Below are 15941 nucleotides of genomic sequence, written 5' to 3'. Positions count from 1 at the left end.
GACTGCTCGACTTTTTTTCGCTTGAAGTCGATCAGCATTCCTCGTTTTCATGTAGGCGAGCCCGAACCACTCACCAGGAAGCTTGCGATGCCCGCTCAAGATTTCGTCAGCCCGGACCAGATTCGCGCGCGGTTCTCCGCCGCCATGTCGCTCATGTACAAGCAGGAAGTGCCGCTTTACGGCACGCTGCTGAAGCTGGTGAGCGAGGTCAATCGCCAGGTCATGGAAATGCGCCCCGAAGTCGCCGAGGCCCTGCGCTGGACCGGCGAGATCGAACGCCTGGATCAGGAACGCCACGGTGCCATCCGTGTCGGCACGGCGGCGGAACTGGCGACCATCGGCCGGCTGTTCGCGGTGATGGGCATGCAGCCGGTGGGCTATTACGACCTCAGTTCGGCGGGTGTACCGGTGCATTCCACGGCGTTCCGCCCGGTACACGAACAGTCGCTGCGTCTCAGCCCGTTCCGGGTCTTCACCTCGCTGCTGCGCCTGGAACTGATCGATGATCCGGCCTTGCGCGAGCTGGCCCGCTCGATTCTGGACAAGCGCCAGATCTTCACCCCTCGGGTGCTGGATCTGATCGCCCAGGGCGAGCGCGATGGCGGCCTGAACGAGGCGGATGCCGGCGAGTTCGTCGATGAAGCGCTGCACACCTTCCGCTGGCACCACGAGGCCACGGTGACCGCCGGGCAATACCAGCAACTGCACGACCAGCACCGCCTGATTGCCGATGTGGTGGCGTTCAAGGGCCCGCATATCAACCACCTGACCCCGCGTACCCTGGATATCGATGCGATCCAGTTGGGCATGCCGGCCCATGGCATCCCGCCCAAGGCGGTGATAGAAGGGCCACCGACCCGGCGGCATCCGATCCTGCTGCGTCAGACCAGCTTCAAGGCGCTACAGGAGTCTATTGCCTTCCGTGATGCGGTGGGCAGCCATACGGCGCGCTTCGGCGAGATCGAGCAGCGTGGTGCGGCGCTGACGCCGAAGGGGCGCCGGCTCTACGACCAGTTGCTGGATGCCACTCGCGGGGCGTTGGGCGGTGCGCCGGCGGAGAGCAATGCCGATCGCTACATGAGCCTGCTGGCCGAGACATTCCGGGCATTCCCGGATGACCTGGGGCAGATGCGCGAGCAGGAACTGGCTTACTTCCGCTACTTCCCGACGGAGAAGGGATTGGCGGCCAAGGAGCATCCGGCCGGCCTGGAAGCGCTGATCGAGGCGGGGCATGTGCATTTCGAAGCGCTGGTGTACGAGGATTTCCTGCCGGTGAGTGCGGCGGGGATCTTCCAGTCCAACCTGGGGGACGATGGGCAGGCGGAGTATGGGAGCAATGCCAATCGGGAGGCGTTCGAGGAGGCGTTGGGGCAGCGGGTGCAGGATGAGTTGGCGTTGTATGCCGAGAGTGAGCGGCGTTCGCTGGCGGCCTGTGCCGAGGCCCTTGGTCTTCCCACCCTCTAAAGCACGACGCGTTACCTTGTGGGAGCGGGTTTACCCGCGATTACGGTAGTGAATTCACCGACGCAATCGCGGGTGAACCCGCTCCCACAGGGTTTGCGGTGTTGCGTGGATCAGTGGCGAACGCGGAACCGGTCCACCTCCTGCCGCAGTTGCTCCGCCAACCCCTCCAGCTCCCGCGCCGTCGAGGCCAGGTTGTTGGCCACTTCCCGCTGATCGCTGTTGGCCAGGGCAATGCTCTGCAGGTTGTTGCTCAGCACCGTCGCCGTAGCACTCTGCTCCTGGGTCGCGGTATTGATCGCCGCAAACTGCTCACCGGCACTGCGGCTCTGCTCGTCAATCCGCGCCAGTGCCTCGGCCACCCGGGCATTGCGCTCCAGGCCCTCGCGCATCAGGCGGTTGCCCTGCTCCATGGTGCTGATGGCATGCCCGGTCTGCTGCTGAACACTGTCGATCATCCCGGAGATTTCATCCGTGGCCTGGCGAGTGCGCGCGGCCAGATGCCGGACCTCGTCGGCGACCACCGCGAAACCACGGCCCTGCTCACCCGCCCGCGCCGCCTCGATGGCAGCATTGAGCGCCAGCAGGTTGGTCTGCTCGGCAATCGCGGTGATCACCCCGACGATGCCGCCGATATCCTGCGAACGCGCACCCAGGATATCGATGACCTTGGCGGTATCACCCAGGGCCTCGGCAATCTGCTGCAACGAGTCTGACGCCTGCTCCATCGAAGCCCGGCCGATGCGGGTCTGCTGGGCATTGTCGCGCGCCATGCGCTCGGTATTGCCCATGCTGTCGGCGATGCCCAGCGAGGTGGCGCTGAACTCTTCAACCGCGCCGGCCATGCTGGTGATCTCACCCGATTGTTGCTCCATGCCATCGCAAGCACCGGAGGACAGGTCGGCCAGGGCATGGGCGCGGTTGCCCACTTGCTGCGAAGCCTCGCGAATACGCACGACCATGCTCGCCAGGGCTTCACCCATATGGTTGAAGCTGGCAGCAAGCTGGCCGATCTCGTCGTGGCTGGTGACCTTCAGGCGCACGTCCAGGTCACCGGCGCCCAGGGCTTCGGCCTGGTGCACCAGGTCGCTCAATGGCCGCAGCTTGCGCCGCAGCAGCCACAGCGTGGCACCCACCGCCAGCAGCATCGCCAGCAGGCTGCCGATGGCCAGGCGGGTACCGACGCTCCAGGTCACCGCGCGGATTTCCGCCTCCGGCATGCTCGCCACCACGGTCCAGGGCCCGCCGGCAAAAGGTACGGCGACGCTGTAGAGCTCCTCCACGCCATCGTTCCAGAAGCGTCCTTCACCGGGCTTGCCCGCCAGTTGCGCGGCTTCCTGTTCGCCACCGGTCGCGCCAGCGGGCGGTACCAGCCAGTGCTGCTGCTCGTCGAGCAGGGCCAGCGAACCGGTCTGGCCGATGCGGAAGCGCTTGAGGTTGTCGAACTGGGTCTTTTGCGCGTCGGTGTAGTCGAAGCCGACGAAGAGGATGGCGATCACCTTTCCTGCGCTATCACGCACCGGGGTGTATTGGGTCATGTAGAAGCGCTCGAACAGCAGCGCCCGGCCAACATACGGCTGGCCAGCCATGATCCGCGCATAGGCCGGGCTCTGCCGGTCCAGCAGGGTACCGATCGCACGGCTGCCATCCTGCTTGGTCAGCGAGGTGCTGATGCGGATGAAGTCATCGCCGCTGCGCACGAAGAGGGTCGCGACGCCGGCGGTCATCTGGCGGAATTCGTCGACCTCGCTGAAATCGTTGTTCAACGCCTGGCCATCGAGGAACAGCCCGGGCGTGGCCACTCCGGCCACCGGAATCGAGGTGCCAGCCTGCACGCTCAGGTCTTTGAAGCGCTTTTCGAACAACCCGGCCAGGCGCTGGGTGCTTTCGCGCAGGGAGTCGTGGAAAGTGCCGAGCTGGTCGGCCAGCAGCCGCGCTTCGCTGGTCAGGTGTTCCTGGCGGGTAACCAGGTTGGCGTGGTCGAGGGAGCGCAAGGCGAACAATGTGCTGCCGCTGATCACAACGGCAAGCACGGCGGCCAGCGCGAGGCCAAGTTGGGAGGCAATCCGGGCGCGGGGTTGAGACATGAGAACTCCTGGCGAAGAAAGCCGGGATCATCCTGATCGCGGTGCACGATGGGCATGGGCATGGGCCTCATTCCGGGCCCTCGCCTCCTACTTCGGCGCAGTCGAAGATTACTTGAGTGCCAAACCCGGATATTCAGCGCAAACGATCACTCACCGTTGTTGAGCTCATTTGCTTGCAGCATCTCCACGTCTGGCAACTGCATGGCTCGTGCCTCGCCCTGCAGGAAATCGCTGAGCCGACGCAGGCGCTCGCCGCCGGGACGCGTGCGCGGCCAGACAAGATAGTAGTCAAGCCCGCTGGCCACCGCCGCCGGCCAAGGCAGGCTGAGTCGCCCTTGGGCAACGTCCTCGGCGACCATCAACAGATCGCCCATGGACACGCCATAGCCCCGCGCCGCAGCGATCATGCCCAGTTCCAGGGTATCGAAGACCTGGCCGCCCTTGAGCGACACCTGTTCGGTGAGGCCCATGCGTGCCAGCCAGGTGCGCCAGTCGCGCTTGTCCGGAGTCGGGTGCAACAGTTCGCAGGTCGCCAGACGCTCGACCGTCCAGGGCCCGTCGCTGAGCAGGCCGGGAGCGCCCACCGGCACCAGTAATTCGGAGAACAGCCGGCTCACCTCCCAATCCGGCGGGAAGTGTCCATCGCCCAGCAACACCGCGCAGTCGAAGGGCTCCTGATTGAAGTCGACATGATCGACGTCCATCCAGGCGCTGGTCAGTTGCACCTCATTGCCCGGCTGCAAGTGGCGGAAGCGGCTGAGGCGCGCCAGCAGCCAGCGCATGGTCAGGGTCGACGGGGCTTTCATGCGCAGGATGCCTTCCTCGCTGCGCAGGGTGCCGCAGGCCCGCTCCAGTGCGGCGAAGCCTTCGCGCACCCCGGGCAGGAGCAGGCGCGCCGCTTCGGTGAGTTGCAGGCTGCGGCCATTACGCATGAACAGCCGGCAGGCGAAATGCTCCTCGAGGGTGCGGATATGCCGGCTCACCGCGCTCTGGGTGATGTTCAGCTCATCCGCCGCGCGGGTGAAAGAACTGTGCCGCGCCGCTGCCTCGAAGGCGCGCAGGGCGTACAGCGGGGGAAGACGATGGGACATGGCGAACCTCCGTGAGCGCACATCTTCGCATGAGTTTTACTCATGCCACCGATCGTTTTTATCCTTTTGTGCGGGTTGCCGCAAAGGTCGAGAATTAGCGGCTTGTCACTTACTTTCGGAAAAGGACGCGGAATCATGCAAGCGGCGCCAACCCATGAACTCAAGGCACTGTTGCGGCTGGCGGGGCCGCTGGTGGCCTCGCAGTTGGCGCACATGCTGATGCTGCTCACCGACACCTTCATGATGGCCAGAATCAGCCCCGAGGCACTGGCCGGCGGCGGTCTGGGTGCGGCCAGCTATTCGTTCGTGTCGATCTTCTGCCTCGGCGTCATCGCTGCGGTGGGCACCCTGGTCGCCATCCGCCATGGCGCCGGCGATGCCGAAGGCGCTACCCGCCTGACCCAGGCCGGGCTGTGGCTGGCCTGGGTGATGGCGGTGGTCGCCGCGCTGGTGCTGTGGAACCTTGGCCCGGTGCTGTTGCTGCTCGGCCAGCAGCCGGGCAACGTCGAAAACGCAGGTCACTTCCTGCTGTTGCTGCCCTTCGCCCTGCCCGGCTACCTGACCTTCATGGCCCTGCGCGGCTTCACCAGCGCGCTGGGGCGCTCGTCGCCGGTGATGGTCATCAGCCTGGTCGGGACGGTGGCCAACTTCCTGCTCAACTATGCGCTGATCGAAGGCATGTTCGGCCTGCCGAAGCTGGGGCTGGTGGGCATCGGCCTGGTCACGGCGATCGTCGCCAATGCCATGGCCATCGCCCTGGCCCTGTATATCCGCCGGCATCCGGCCTATGCGCCCTACCCGATCCGGCGCAATCTTTCGCGGCCGTCGTGGCCGGCGCTGCGCGAGCTGTGGCGGCTGGGGTTGCCGATTGGTGGCACCTACACCGTGGAAGTCGGCCTGTTCGCCTTCGCCGCGCTGTGCATGGGCACCATGGGCAGTACCGAGTTGGGCGCGCACCAGATCGCCCTGCAGATCGTGTCGACGGCGTTCATGATTCCGGCGGGCCTGTCCTATGCGGTGACCATGCGCGTCGGCCTGCACTATGGTGCCGACCGTCTGTTGGCGGCGCGCAATGCCGGACGGCTGGGGATCGGCTTCGGTGCGGCGGTGATGCTGGGGTTCTCGGTGCTGTTCTGGGTGATGCCCGAGCCGTTGGTGGGGTTGTTCCTGGATCGCAATGACCCGGCGTTCGCAGGTGTGATCAAGCTGGCGGTGAGCCTGTTGATGGTGGCGGCGTGGTTCGAGCTGTTCGACGGTATCCAGACGATTGCCATGGGCTCGATTCGCGGGCTCAAGGATGCCAAGACGACGTTCCTGGTCGGGCTTTTCAGCTATTGGGTGATCGGCGCACCAGCGGCGTGGATCATGGCGTTTCCACTGGGGATGGGTGCGGTGGGGGTGTGGTGGGGGCTGGCGCTGGGGTTGGCGTTTGCGGCGATCAGCCTGACGCTGGCGTTCGAATGGCGGATGAAGCGGATGATCGGTGGGGAGGCAGTGGCTTCGACCGTGACAAGGTCCGTATAAGCGACGCGGACCTGTGGGAGCGGGTTTACCCGCGATTGCGATGGTGAACTCACTACCGCAATCGCGGGTGAACCCGCTCCCACAAGGTCCGCGTCGTTTCCTATAGCGCTACCGGTTTCTGTACTGCATTCAGCAGCAGGTATTCCACCAGCGGCTCGATCGCCAGCGGCTTGCTGATCAGGTACCCCTGCACCTGGTCGCAGCCAAAGCTGCGCAGCAAATCCAGTTGCTCCTCGGTCTCAACCCCCTCGGCAACCACATCCAAATGGAGGTTGTGCGCCAGGTTGATCATGGCGTGGACCAGCTTGCGGTTCTCTTCCCGTTGCTCCATTCCGCCGACGAAGCTGCGATCGACCTTGAGCAAGGCGATCGGCAGGCTGTTGAGGTGGACGAACGACGAGAAGCCGGTGCCAAAGTCGTCCAGCGAGAAACGCACGCCCAACCGTCCCAGGGCATCCATGGTCTGCTTGACCAGGTCGTTGCGGCGCATCACCGCGGTTTCCGTCAGTTCGAACTCCAGCCAGCGCGCATCCACGCCATGCTGCACGATCAGTCGGCTCAGGGTGGCCAGCAACTGGCTGTCCTGGAACTGACGGAACGACAGGTTCACCGCCATATGCAGCGGCGCCAGCCCACGCTCGCGGAGGATCTGCATGTCACGCAAGGCCCGGGAAATCACCCAGTAACCCAGCGGCACGATCAGCCCGCTCTGTTCGGCCAGCGGCACGAATTCGCTGGGCGGCAGCAGGCCGCGTTCAGCATGGCGCCAGCGCACCAAGGCCTCCAGGCCAACGATACGGCCTTCGGCCAGGTCCAGGCGCGGCTGGTAGTGCAATTCCAGTTCGTCACGGCGCAAGGCGCGGCGCAGTTCGCTTTCCAGATCAGCCAGGCTGCGGGCGTTGCGATTGATGCGCTCGTCGAACACGTGATAAGTGCAGCCGTGGGTGCCCTTGGCCTGCTGCATGGCGATGTGCGCATGCCACATCAGCGGGTCCGCACCGGCCTGGGCGCGGGCATGGGCGACGCCAAGGCTGCAGCCGATCAACAGGCTTTCGCCGTCGATCCAGTACGGCTCGGCCAGGGCTTCGACGATGCGCTCGGCCATGCGCTCGGCGCGCTGCGGCTCGCGGCGGGTGTCGATAAGCAGAGCGAATTCGTCGCTGCCCAGGCGCGCTACGCGGTCGCCGGCTTCCAGCTGGCTCTTCAAGCGGCCCACCACCTGCAGGATCAAACGGTCACCGCCCTGATGACCGAGGGCGTCGTTGGCGTGGCGGAAGTTGTCGAGGTCGAGGTGGCCGAGGGCAACACCGCGACCATCATTCTCGGCCAGGCGCGCGGCCAGCAGGGTCTGGAAGCCCTGGCGGTTGGCGATGCCGGTCAGCGGGTCTTCCTCGGCCAGGCGCTGCAGGGTCGATTCCAGAACACCGCGTTCGCGCACATGGCGCAGGCAGCGGCGCACGGTGTCGCTGCCCAGTTGTCCGCGTACCAGCCAGTCGCTGACACCGGGCGGCGCCTTGGCCGGCTCGGCGTCCAGCAGTAGTACCATCGGCAGGTCGCAGCGCCCCGGCGCCGGTTGGCGGCCCGGCGTGGTCAACACCACGGCGTTGCGGTCGCGGGCAAACAGGCTGTCCACCGACTCCCAACTCGGTGCCGTCAGCAATACCGCAGTGCCCGCCAGCGGCAACAGAGACTCACCGAGGGCAACCGCCCACTCGGGTTCCTCAGCCAGCAGAAGCAAACGCAACGGTTCGGCAGGCGTAGACAAGCTCTCTCCTTAGTTACCAGCGCGCAGACACAGACAGGGCGCGGGACAAATCATTTGTTACAACAGCACTAATGTAAATGATTTTCACTTGAAACAACCGCTCTCGTTTCAGGAAAATCCATCCATTTGGAGGCGCATCCTGATGGAAAGTAGCAGAGCCGGCAAATTTAGATATTGTGCTGCGTCACACTGTCAGACGGTCGCGCCATGAAGGCGAAGCCCTGTTAAACTGCGCGGCTATTTTTCAGCCACCCCCGGTTTACGTCATGTCCCGACTCAATCCCCGGCAGCAAGAAGCCGTGAACTACGTCGGCGGCCCGCTCCTGGTACTTGCCGGCGCAGGCTCCGGCAAGACCAGCGTGATCACCCGCAAGATCGCCCACCTGATCCAGAACTGCGGAATCCGTGCGCAGTACATCGTGGCCATGACGTTCACCAACAAGGCCGCGCGGGAGATGAAGGAGCGGGTCGGCACCCTGCTGCGCAAGGGCGAAGGCCGCGGCTTGACGGTCTCGACCTTCCATAACCTCGGTCTGAACATCATCCGCAAGGAACACCAGCGCCTGGGCTACAAGCCCGGTTTCTCGATCTTCGACGAAACCGATGTGAAGGCGCTGATGACCGACATCATGCAGAAGGAGTACTCCGGGGACGACGGTGTCGACGAGATCAAGAACATGATCGGCGCCTGGAAAAACGACCTGATCCTGCCCCCCGAGGCACTGGAGAAGGCGCGCAACCCCAAGGAGCAGACCGCTGCCATCGTCTACATGCACTACCAGCGCACGCTCAAGGCGTTCAACGCGGTGGACTTCGACGACCTGATCCTGCTGCCGGTGAAGCTGTTCGAGGAACACACCGACATCCTGGAAAAGTGGCAGAACCGCGTGCGCTACCTGCTGGTGGACGAATACCAGGACACCAACGCCAGCCAGTACCTGCTGGTGAAGATGCTGATCGGCACGCGCAACCAGTTCACCGTGGTCGGCGACGATGACCAGTCGATCTACGCCTGGCGTGGCGCGCGTCCGGAAAACCTGATGCTGCTCAAGGACGACTACCCGTCCCTGAAGGTGGTCATGCTGGAGCAGAATTACCGCTCCACCAGCCGCATCCTGCGCTGCGCCAACGTGCTGATCTCGAACAACCCTCACGCCTTCGAGAAGCAGTTGTGGAGCGAGATGGGCCACGGCGACGAGATTCGCGTGATCCGCTGCAAGAACGAGGAGGCCGAAGCCGAGCGGGTGGCCATGGAGATTCTCAGCCTGCACCTGCGCACCGACCGGCCGTACAGCGATTTCGCCATCCTCTACCGCGGCAACTACCAGGCCAAGCTGATCGAACTGAAGCTGCAGCACCACCAGGTGCCGTACCGCCTGTCCGGCGGCAACAGCTTCTTCGGGCGCCAGGAAGTGAAGGACCTGATGGCCTACTTCCGCCTGTTGGTGAACCCGGACGACGACAATGCCTACCTGCGGGTGATCAACGTACCGCGCCGTGAAATCGGCTCGACCACCCTGGAAAAGCTCGGCAACTACGCCACCGAACGCAAGATCTCGATGTACGCCGCCAGCGAGGAGCTGGGCCTGCGCGAGCATCTGGATGCGCGCTTCACCGACCGCCTGCACCGCTTCAAGAGCTGGATGGACAAGGTCCGCGAGCAGGTGGCCCTGGAAGATCCGATCGCCGCGCTGCGCAGCATGGTGATGGATATCGATTACGAAAACTGGATTCGCAGCAACAGTTCCAGCGACAAAGCCGCAGACTTCCGCATGGGCAACGTCTGGTTCCTCATCGACGCGCTGAAAAGCACGCTGGAGAAGGACGAGGACGGCGACATGACCATCGAGGACGCCATCGGCAAGCTGGTACTGCGCGACATGCTGGAGCGCCAGCAGGAAGAGGAAGAAGGCGCCGAGGGCGTGCAGATGATGACCCTGCACGCCTCCAAGGGCCTGGAATTCCCCTACGTGTTCATCATGGGCATGGAAGAGGAAATCCTCCCGCACCGCTCCAGCATCGAAGCCGACACCATCGAGGAAGAACGCCGCCTGGCGTATGTCGGCATTACCCGGGCGCGCCAGACCCTGGCCTTCACCTTCGCCGCCAAGCGCAAGCAGTACGGCGAGATCATCGATTGTTCGCCGAGCCGCTTCCTGGATGAGCTGCCGGAGGACGACCTGGCCTGGGAAGGACTGGACGACGCACCGGTAGAGGTCAAGGCGGCAAGAGGCAATACGGCGCTGGCGGATATCCGCGCCATGCTCAAACGGTAGATAATCAACCCTTCAATCGCCCTGGCCCATGCCGGGGCCTTTTGCTTACATCCGAGGAAACACCCGTGGAAGCACTGCAGCAGAAGATTCGCGAAGAAGGCATCGTGCTTTCCGATCAGGTCCTGAAAGTCGATGCGTTTCTCAACCACCAGATCGATCCTGCGCTGATGGCGCTGATCGGCGACGAGTTCGCCCGTCTGTTCGCCGACTCCGGCGTGACCAAGATCGTCACCATCGAAGCCTCGGGCATCGCCCCGGCGGTGATGACCGGCCTTAAGCTCGGCGTACCGGTGATCTTTGCACGCAAGCACCAGTCCCTGACCCTGACGGAAAACCTGCTGACCGCGTCGGTGTACTCCTTCACCAAGCAGACCGAAAACACCGTGGCCATCTCGCCGCGTCACCTGAACAGCAGCGACCGCGTGCTGGTGATCGACGACTTCCTGGCCAACGGCAAGGCGTCCCAGGCGCTGATCTCGATCATCAAGCAGGCCGGCGCCACCGTTGCCGGCCTGGGCATCGTCATCGAGAAGTCGTTCCAGGGCGGCCGTGCCGAGCTGGATGCGCAGGGCTACCGCGTCGAGTCGCTGGCCCGGGTGAAATCGCTGGAAGGTGGCCAGGTCACCTTCCTCTGACCTCGAACTCCGGTGCGGATGTAAAAAGCCCGCCGCCACAGTGATGTGGCGGCGGGCTTTTTCATGCCGGGAGCTTTGTAGGGCCTGTGAGGGCCCTATCGCTGGCAAGCCAGCGATGAGGCTCTCAACGTTCGTGCAAGGCCTCTGCCCTGGCCCGGATGATCGGCTTGAGCAGGTAGCTCAGCACGCTCTTCTTGCCGGTGATGATATCCACCGTCGCCACCATCCCCGGGATGATCAGCAGCGGCTTCTCGTCGGTCCCCAGGTGGCTGCGTTCAGTGCGCAGCTTGATCAGGTAGAAGGTGTTCTTGCCTTCCTCGTCGGTGATGGTGTCCGCACCGATCTGCTCCAGCTTGGCCTTGAGGCCGCCGTAGATGGTGAAGTCATAGGCGCTGAACTTGACCATGGCCTCCTGGCCCGGATGCAGGAAAGCGATGTCCTGCGGACGGATCCGTGCTTCCACCAGCAGGGTGTCGTCCAGCGGGACGATCTCCACCAGGTCGCTGCCCGGCTGGATCACACCGCCGATAGTGTTGACCAGCACCTGCTTGACGATACCGCGCACTGGCGAGGTGACCAGGGTCCGGCTGACCCGGTCTTCCAGGGCCTTGCCGGTGGCCTGGGCCTTGTTCAGGTCAGTACGGGCTTCGTTCAATTGGGTCAGCGCATCGCTGCGGAACTTGCCACGGGTTTCGTCGATCTTGCGCTCGACTTCCTTGACCGCCGACTCCGCACGCGGGATCGCCAGCGAGGTGGCATCCAGCTGACCGCGGTTTTCCACTTCGGCACGCTTGAGACGCAAGACCTCCACCTGGGAAATCGCGCCCTGGGCCACCAATGGCTCGGACATGGCGATTTCCTGGCGCAGCAGCTGCAGGCTGTTGCGGTACTGGGCCTGCTTGGAGGAAAACTCGCGCAGCTCCTGCTGACGCTGCACCAGTTGCTCCTGCAAACCGCCAATCTCATCCTGCAATTGCTGATGCCGGCTCTGGAACAACGATTCCTCGCTGGCCGCCTGGCTCGGTGCCGCCTTGCGCAGCTCGGCGTCGATGTTCAGCGGACGGTCCTCGACCTCGGCGCTCAGGCGCTCGACCCGCAGGGCCAGGCCGACGCGGTCGGCCTCGGTCTCGCCGACGTTGGACACGAAACGCGTGTCGTCCAGGCGCAGCAACGGCGCACCAGCCTCGACGATCTCGCCTTCGCGGGCGTAGATCTGGGCGATGATGCCGCCCTCCAGGTTCTGGATCTTCTGCAGCTTGGACGATGGGATGGCCTTGCCGTCCCCGCGGGTGACCTCGTCGAGCACGGCGAAGTTGGCCCACAGCAGGAGGAACACGAAAAACGCGATGATGCCCCAGATGGTCAGGCGGATGATGCGCGGGGCATCCTCGACCAGCGCCTTGTTGACCTCGGGCAGCGGCTCGCCGCCAAACGACTGCGAACCCTTGAAGTAATTTCGCAGGACACGTCCCACGCCTGACTTAAGCAACACTGATCTGCCCCTTCTTCAGCGCATCCATGACGGCGGCTTTCGGGCCATCCGCTACGATCTGTCCACGGTCGACGACGATCAACCGGTCCACCAGCGACAACAGTGACGCCCGGTGGGTCACCAGAACGATGGTCTTGTGCTCGATCACTGCCTGCAAGCGCTGTTTGAGGCGCTCCTCGCCGGTGTTGTCCATGGCCGCGGTGGGCTCGTCGAGCAACAGGATCTGCGGGTTGAGCAGCAGCGCACGGGCCAGGGCGACGTTCTGCCGCTGACCGCCCGAGAGGTTCTGCCCACGTTCGCCGACCTGCAGCTCATAGCCTTTCGGGTGCAGCCGGGCGAATTCATGGACGCCGGCCAGCTCGGCAGCCTGCAGGACCATCTCGTCCTCGACGTAGCGTGCGCCGCTGACCAGGTTGTCACGCAGGGTACCGGCGAGCAGCTGGATGTCCTGGGCTACGTAGCCGATGTTGTGACGCAACTCGCTGACATCGATCTGACGGATATCCACGCCATCCACCAGCAACGAACCGGCATCGGCTTCGTAGAGGCCGACCACCAGCTTGGCCAGCGAGCTTTTGCCCGAACCGCTGCGACCGATGATGCCAACCTTCTCCCCCGGGCGAATGCTCAGGTTGATGCCCTTGAGCGCCTGGTTCTGCTGGTTGGGGTAGGTGAAGTCGACACCGCGGAACTCGATGGCCCCCTGCAGCACCTGGCGGCTCAGCGGACGCTCCTCGAAGTTGCGCTCCTGCGGCAGTTCCATCATCTGGTCAGTGGAGACCATGGTGACCTTGGCCTGCTGGTAGCGAGTCAGCAAACCGGCGAGCTGGCCCAGCGGGCTGAGGGCGCGGCCGCTGAGCATGTAGCAAGCGATCAGGCCGCCCATGCTGAGGTTGCCGTCCATGATCTGGTACACGCCGAAGCAGATCAGGGCCACGCCAGCCATTTGCTGAATCAGCAGGGTGATGTTCATTGCCAGGCCGGACAGCACCTTTACCCGCAGCTCCAGGCGGCTGAGGGTGCCGATGGTCTGCTCCCACATGTACTGGCGTTCGCTCTCGGCGTTGTTGACCTTGACTGCGTCGAGACCGGCGAGGGTCTCGATCAGGCTCGACTGGCGCTCGGAGGCCAGGGCCATGGTCCGCTCAAGGGTGGCGGTCAGCGGTTTCTGCAAGGCATAGCCAATGCCCAGCGCCAGCGGGAAGGCCACGATCGGAATCCACACCAGATGGCCGCCGATGATGCCGATCACTATCAGGATCAGAATGGTGAACGGGAGGTCGATCAGGCTGGCCAGGGTCAGCGAGGCGAGGAAGTCGCGCAGGCCCTGGAACTCGTGGATGTTCTGGGCAAAGCTGCCGACCCGCGCCGGACGGTTCTTCATCGACATGCCGACGATGCGCTCGAACAGCGTGGCGGAGATGATCAGGTCGGTCTTTTTCCCCGCAAGGTCAAGGCAGAGGCTGCGCAATCCCTTGAGGATCAGGTCGAAGACATAGGCGCCGGTGATGCCGATGGCCAGCACCCAGAGGGTCGAGGTGGCCTGGTTGGGCACGACGCGGTCGTAGACGTTCATCACGAACAGCGGTGCGCCCATGGCGATCAGGTTGATGATCAGGCTGGCGGCGATCGCGTCGGCGTACAGCCACTTGGAGCGCTTGAGGGTGTCGCGGAACCAGGAACGGGCCCGCGGGATCAGGTTGCCGTGGTTGACGTCGAACTTGTGCTGCGGCTGGGCGAAGAACACGCGGCCGGCGTAGTCGCTCTGCAGCGCCTCACGGGTGACGTGGACTTCGCCGCCGTCGCTCTCGCTGAGCAGGAGGCGTGCGGTGTTCTCGTTTTCCCAGCCGAGCAGGATGGTGCTGCGCCCGTCCTTGAGCAGGAGCATGGCCGGCATGGCGATGCTCGGGATCTGCTCCAGCTTGCGCTGCAGCAGGCGCCCCTGCAGCCCGGCCCGCGCCGCCGCCCGTGGCAGCAGCTCGGGGCTCAGGCGCTGCGAGGGCAGCGGCAGGCCGGTGGTAAGCATCGCGCGGCTGGCCGGCTTCTGGTGCAGCACGCAAAGTGACAGCAGGCTGTCCAGCAACGGATCGTCGTGCTGGCTTCGCGGATCATGGGTGAGCTGGGTTCGACTGACTTCTGATTCCACGCGAACTTCTCTTGCTGGCGAGTGAGGGAGGATCTCAATTCAGCCCGGGAAGGTTCACCTTGGGCTTGAGATCGTTCTGCACGACCGTTGCCATTGGCGCCACGACTCCCTGGCTCTTGAGCAGCGACCCAATGGTCGCCTTGATCCGGTATTGAGTAAACAGTTGAACGCTTTTCACCTCGGCCAGCCGACGTTGTGCAGTGAACAATTCGTTCTCGCTGTCGAGCAGGTCGAGCAAGGTGCGTTCGCCCAGGCTGAACTGGCTCTGGTAGGCCGAACGTACCTTGCTGCTGTGATCGACATATTGCTGGGCGATCGGCACCTGGGCATCGGCGTTCTGCATAGCATTCCACGCCAAGCCTAACTCCTCATTGAGCTGACGCAAGGCATTGTTGCGAATATCCAGCGCTTGACCGGCCATGAAGGCTTTGGATTCCAGGTCGGCCTTGTCGCTGCCACCGTCGAACAGGTTGAAGCTCATGCGCACCATGGCCTGCCACTCGTTGTTGTGCCCGTTGATGCCATCGACGTCGTTGTTCGCCGCGCGCTCCAGTTCGGCGTCGAAACGCGGATAGAAGCGCGACTTGGCCGCATCGTACTGCTTGTCGGCGGCGGCGATGTCCGATTCGGCCGAGCGCAGCGCCGGGTTGCTCTCGACCATCTGCTGGCGGGCTTCGTTGAGCGTTGCAGGCAGCAGGTCCATGAACGGCGCAGGCGCCGTCAGTTCGTCAGGCAACTGGCCAACCACGCTCAGGTAACTGGTTTGTGCGTCGGCGAGGTTGGTTTGTTCCGTCAGCAGGTTGTTTTTCGCCCCGGCCAGACGTGCTTCGGCCTGGTCCATGTCAGCCTGGCGACCGACACCGCGGGAGGTGCGCAACTGGATCTGGTCATAGATGCGTTCGTGGCTGCGCAGGTTGGCTTCGGCCAGCCGCACCATCTCGCGGCGGGTCAGCACGTCGATGTACACCTTGGCGGTCTGCAACGCGGTGCGCTCCGACGTGTCCAACAACGCATAGGCCCGAGCATTGGCGGTGGCTTGTTGACGCCCGACCTCGCTGGACGTCGCAAAACCGTCGAATACCATCTGACGCAGGCGGATGCTGGACTCGCCACGGTTCAGGGTTTCCCAGCGGTCGCCATTGGTAGCGCGGGTGCTGGTGCTATCGGTGCCTTCGCGACCATAGCCGGCGAGCACGTCGACCTTGGGCAGGTAGCCACCTTGGGCGACCCGCACTTGCTTGTCAGCGGCCAGGCGACCGTTGATCCCCGCCTGCACTTCCGGGTGCGCTTCAAGCGCTTGCTGCATGGCTTGCGGCAGGGTTTGTGCATTGCTGAGGGTGGCGAACAGAGCGAAGGGGACAGCAGTGAAAACGGACAGGCGCATTTCGTTTTTCTTCCCTAGGGACGGCTTGTCCCACATCAGAGCAAAACATGGCATCCCGCCAGAAAATGGCTATAAAGGGA

At 63.9% G+C, this 15941-nt stretch carries 10 protein-coding genes; 4 read left to right on the top strand and 6 right to left on the bottom strand.

All coding sequences use genetic code 11. The annotated features are described in order from the left end of the window. Positions 1-87: 87 nt before the first annotated feature. Complete coding sequence (hglS, locus tag AC5QPF_RS01040; protein ID WP_494961635.1) at positions 88-1464, top strand: 2-oxoadipate dioxygenase/decarboxylase HglS; 1377 nt, start codon at positions 88-90, stop codon at positions 1462-1464. Between the two features lie 110 nt (positions 1465-1574). On the opposite strand, the gene AC5QPF_RS01035 is transcribed toward hglS, so the two are convergent. Further along, positions 1575-3548, bottom strand: coding sequence for a Cache 3/Cache 2 fusion domain-containing protein (locus AC5QPF_RS01035; protein ID WP_494961634.1), 1974 nt, complete (start codon positions 3546-3548; stop codon positions 1575-1577). Between the two features lie 146 nt (positions 3549-3694). Continuing rightward, a complete protein-coding gene (locus tag AC5QPF_RS01030) occupies positions 3695-4639 on the bottom strand; it encodes a LysR substrate-binding domain-containing protein (protein WP_494961633.1) in 945 nt (314 codons plus the stop codon). Between the two features lie 135 nt (positions 4640-4774). Here AC5QPF_RS01030 and AC5QPF_RS01025 point away from each other — a divergent pair, with 135 nt between their 5' ends. Then, on the top strand, positions 4775-6163 hold the full coding sequence (locus tag AC5QPF_RS01025; protein WP_494961632.1) for a NorM family multidrug efflux MATE transporter: 1389 nt from the start codon (positions 4775-4777) through the stop codon (positions 6161-6163). A 100-nt stretch (positions 6164-6263) separates the two neighbouring features. Here AC5QPF_RS01025 and AC5QPF_RS01020 read toward each other — a convergent pair whose 3' ends face one another. Continuing rightward, positions 6264-7928, bottom strand: a complete 1665-nt coding sequence (locus AC5QPF_RS01020) for an EAL domain-containing protein (RefSeq protein WP_494961631.1) — start codon at positions 7926-7928, stop codon at positions 6264-6266. A 266-nt stretch (positions 7929-8194) separates the two neighbouring features. Between AC5QPF_RS01020 and rep the strand changes: the two genes are divergently transcribed. After that, on the top strand, positions 8195-10204 hold the full coding sequence (gene rep / locus AC5QPF_RS01015) for a DNA helicase Rep (RefSeq protein WP_494961630.1): 2010 nt from the start codon (positions 8195-8197) through the stop codon (positions 10202-10204). Between the two features lie 65 nt (positions 10205-10269). Next, the gene (locus tag AC5QPF_RS01010) at positions 10270-10839 is read left to right on the top strand and encodes a xanthine phosphoribosyltransferase (protein WP_330077996.1); all 570 of its coding nucleotides are present in this window, start codon (positions 10270-10272) and stop codon (positions 10837-10839) included. 124 nt (positions 10840-10963) lie between these two features. Here AC5QPF_RS01010 and AC5QPF_RS01005 read toward each other — a convergent pair whose 3' ends face one another. The 3 genes from AC5QPF_RS01005 to AC5QPF_RS00995 are packed head-to-tail and all read right to left on the bottom strand — an operon-like array spanning position 10964 to position 15861. Beyond that, entirely contained in the window at positions 10964-12331 is a 1368-nt protein-coding gene (locus AC5QPF_RS01005; protein ID WP_494961629.1) for an HlyD family type I secretion periplasmic adaptor subunit, read from the bottom strand. Further along, positions 12321-14477 (bottom strand): type I secretion system permease/ATPase, encoded by a 2157-nt coding sequence (locus AC5QPF_RS01000; RefSeq protein ID WP_494961628.1) that lies wholly within the window; start codon positions 14475-14477, stop codon positions 12321-12323. The genes AC5QPF_RS01005 and AC5QPF_RS01000 overlap by 11 nt, the downstream gene beginning before the upstream one ends. Positions 14478-14511: 34 nt before the next feature. After that, positions 14512-15861, bottom strand: a complete 1350-nt coding sequence (locus AC5QPF_RS00995) for a TolC family outer membrane protein (protein ID WP_494961627.1) — start codon at positions 15859-15861, stop codon at positions 14512-14514. Between the last annotated feature and the right edge of the window lie 80 nt (positions 15862-15941).

This window comes from Pseudomonas sp. Con_6 (assembly GCF_059379395.1).
Note: the sequence above shows the minus strand (reverse complement) of the source record. Positions and strands in the feature narration are given on the sequence as shown.

Coding starts and splice junctions, on each gene's coding strand:
- hglS (WP_494961635.1), top strand. CDS start 88: ATGCCCGCTCAAGATTTCGTCAGCCCGGACCAGATTCGCGCGCGGTTC.
- AC5QPF_RS01035 (WP_494961634.1), bottom strand. CDS start 3,548: ATGTCTCAACCCCGCGCCCGGATTGCCTCCCAACTTGGCCTCGCGCTG.
- AC5QPF_RS01030 (WP_494961633.1), bottom strand. CDS start 4,639: ATGTCCCATCGTCTTCCCCCGCTGTACGCCCTGCGCGCCTTCGAGGCA.
- AC5QPF_RS01025 (WP_494961632.1), top strand. CDS start 4,775: ATGCAAGCGGCGCCAACCCATGAACTCAAGGCACTGTTGCGGCTGGCG.
- rep (WP_494961630.1), top strand. CDS start 8,195: ATGTCCCGACTCAATCCCCGGCAGCAAGAAGCCGTGAACTACGTCGGC.
- AC5QPF_RS00995 (WP_494961627.1), bottom strand. CDS start 15,861: ATGCGCCTGTCCGTTTTCACTGCTGTCCCCTTCGCTCTGTTCGCCACC.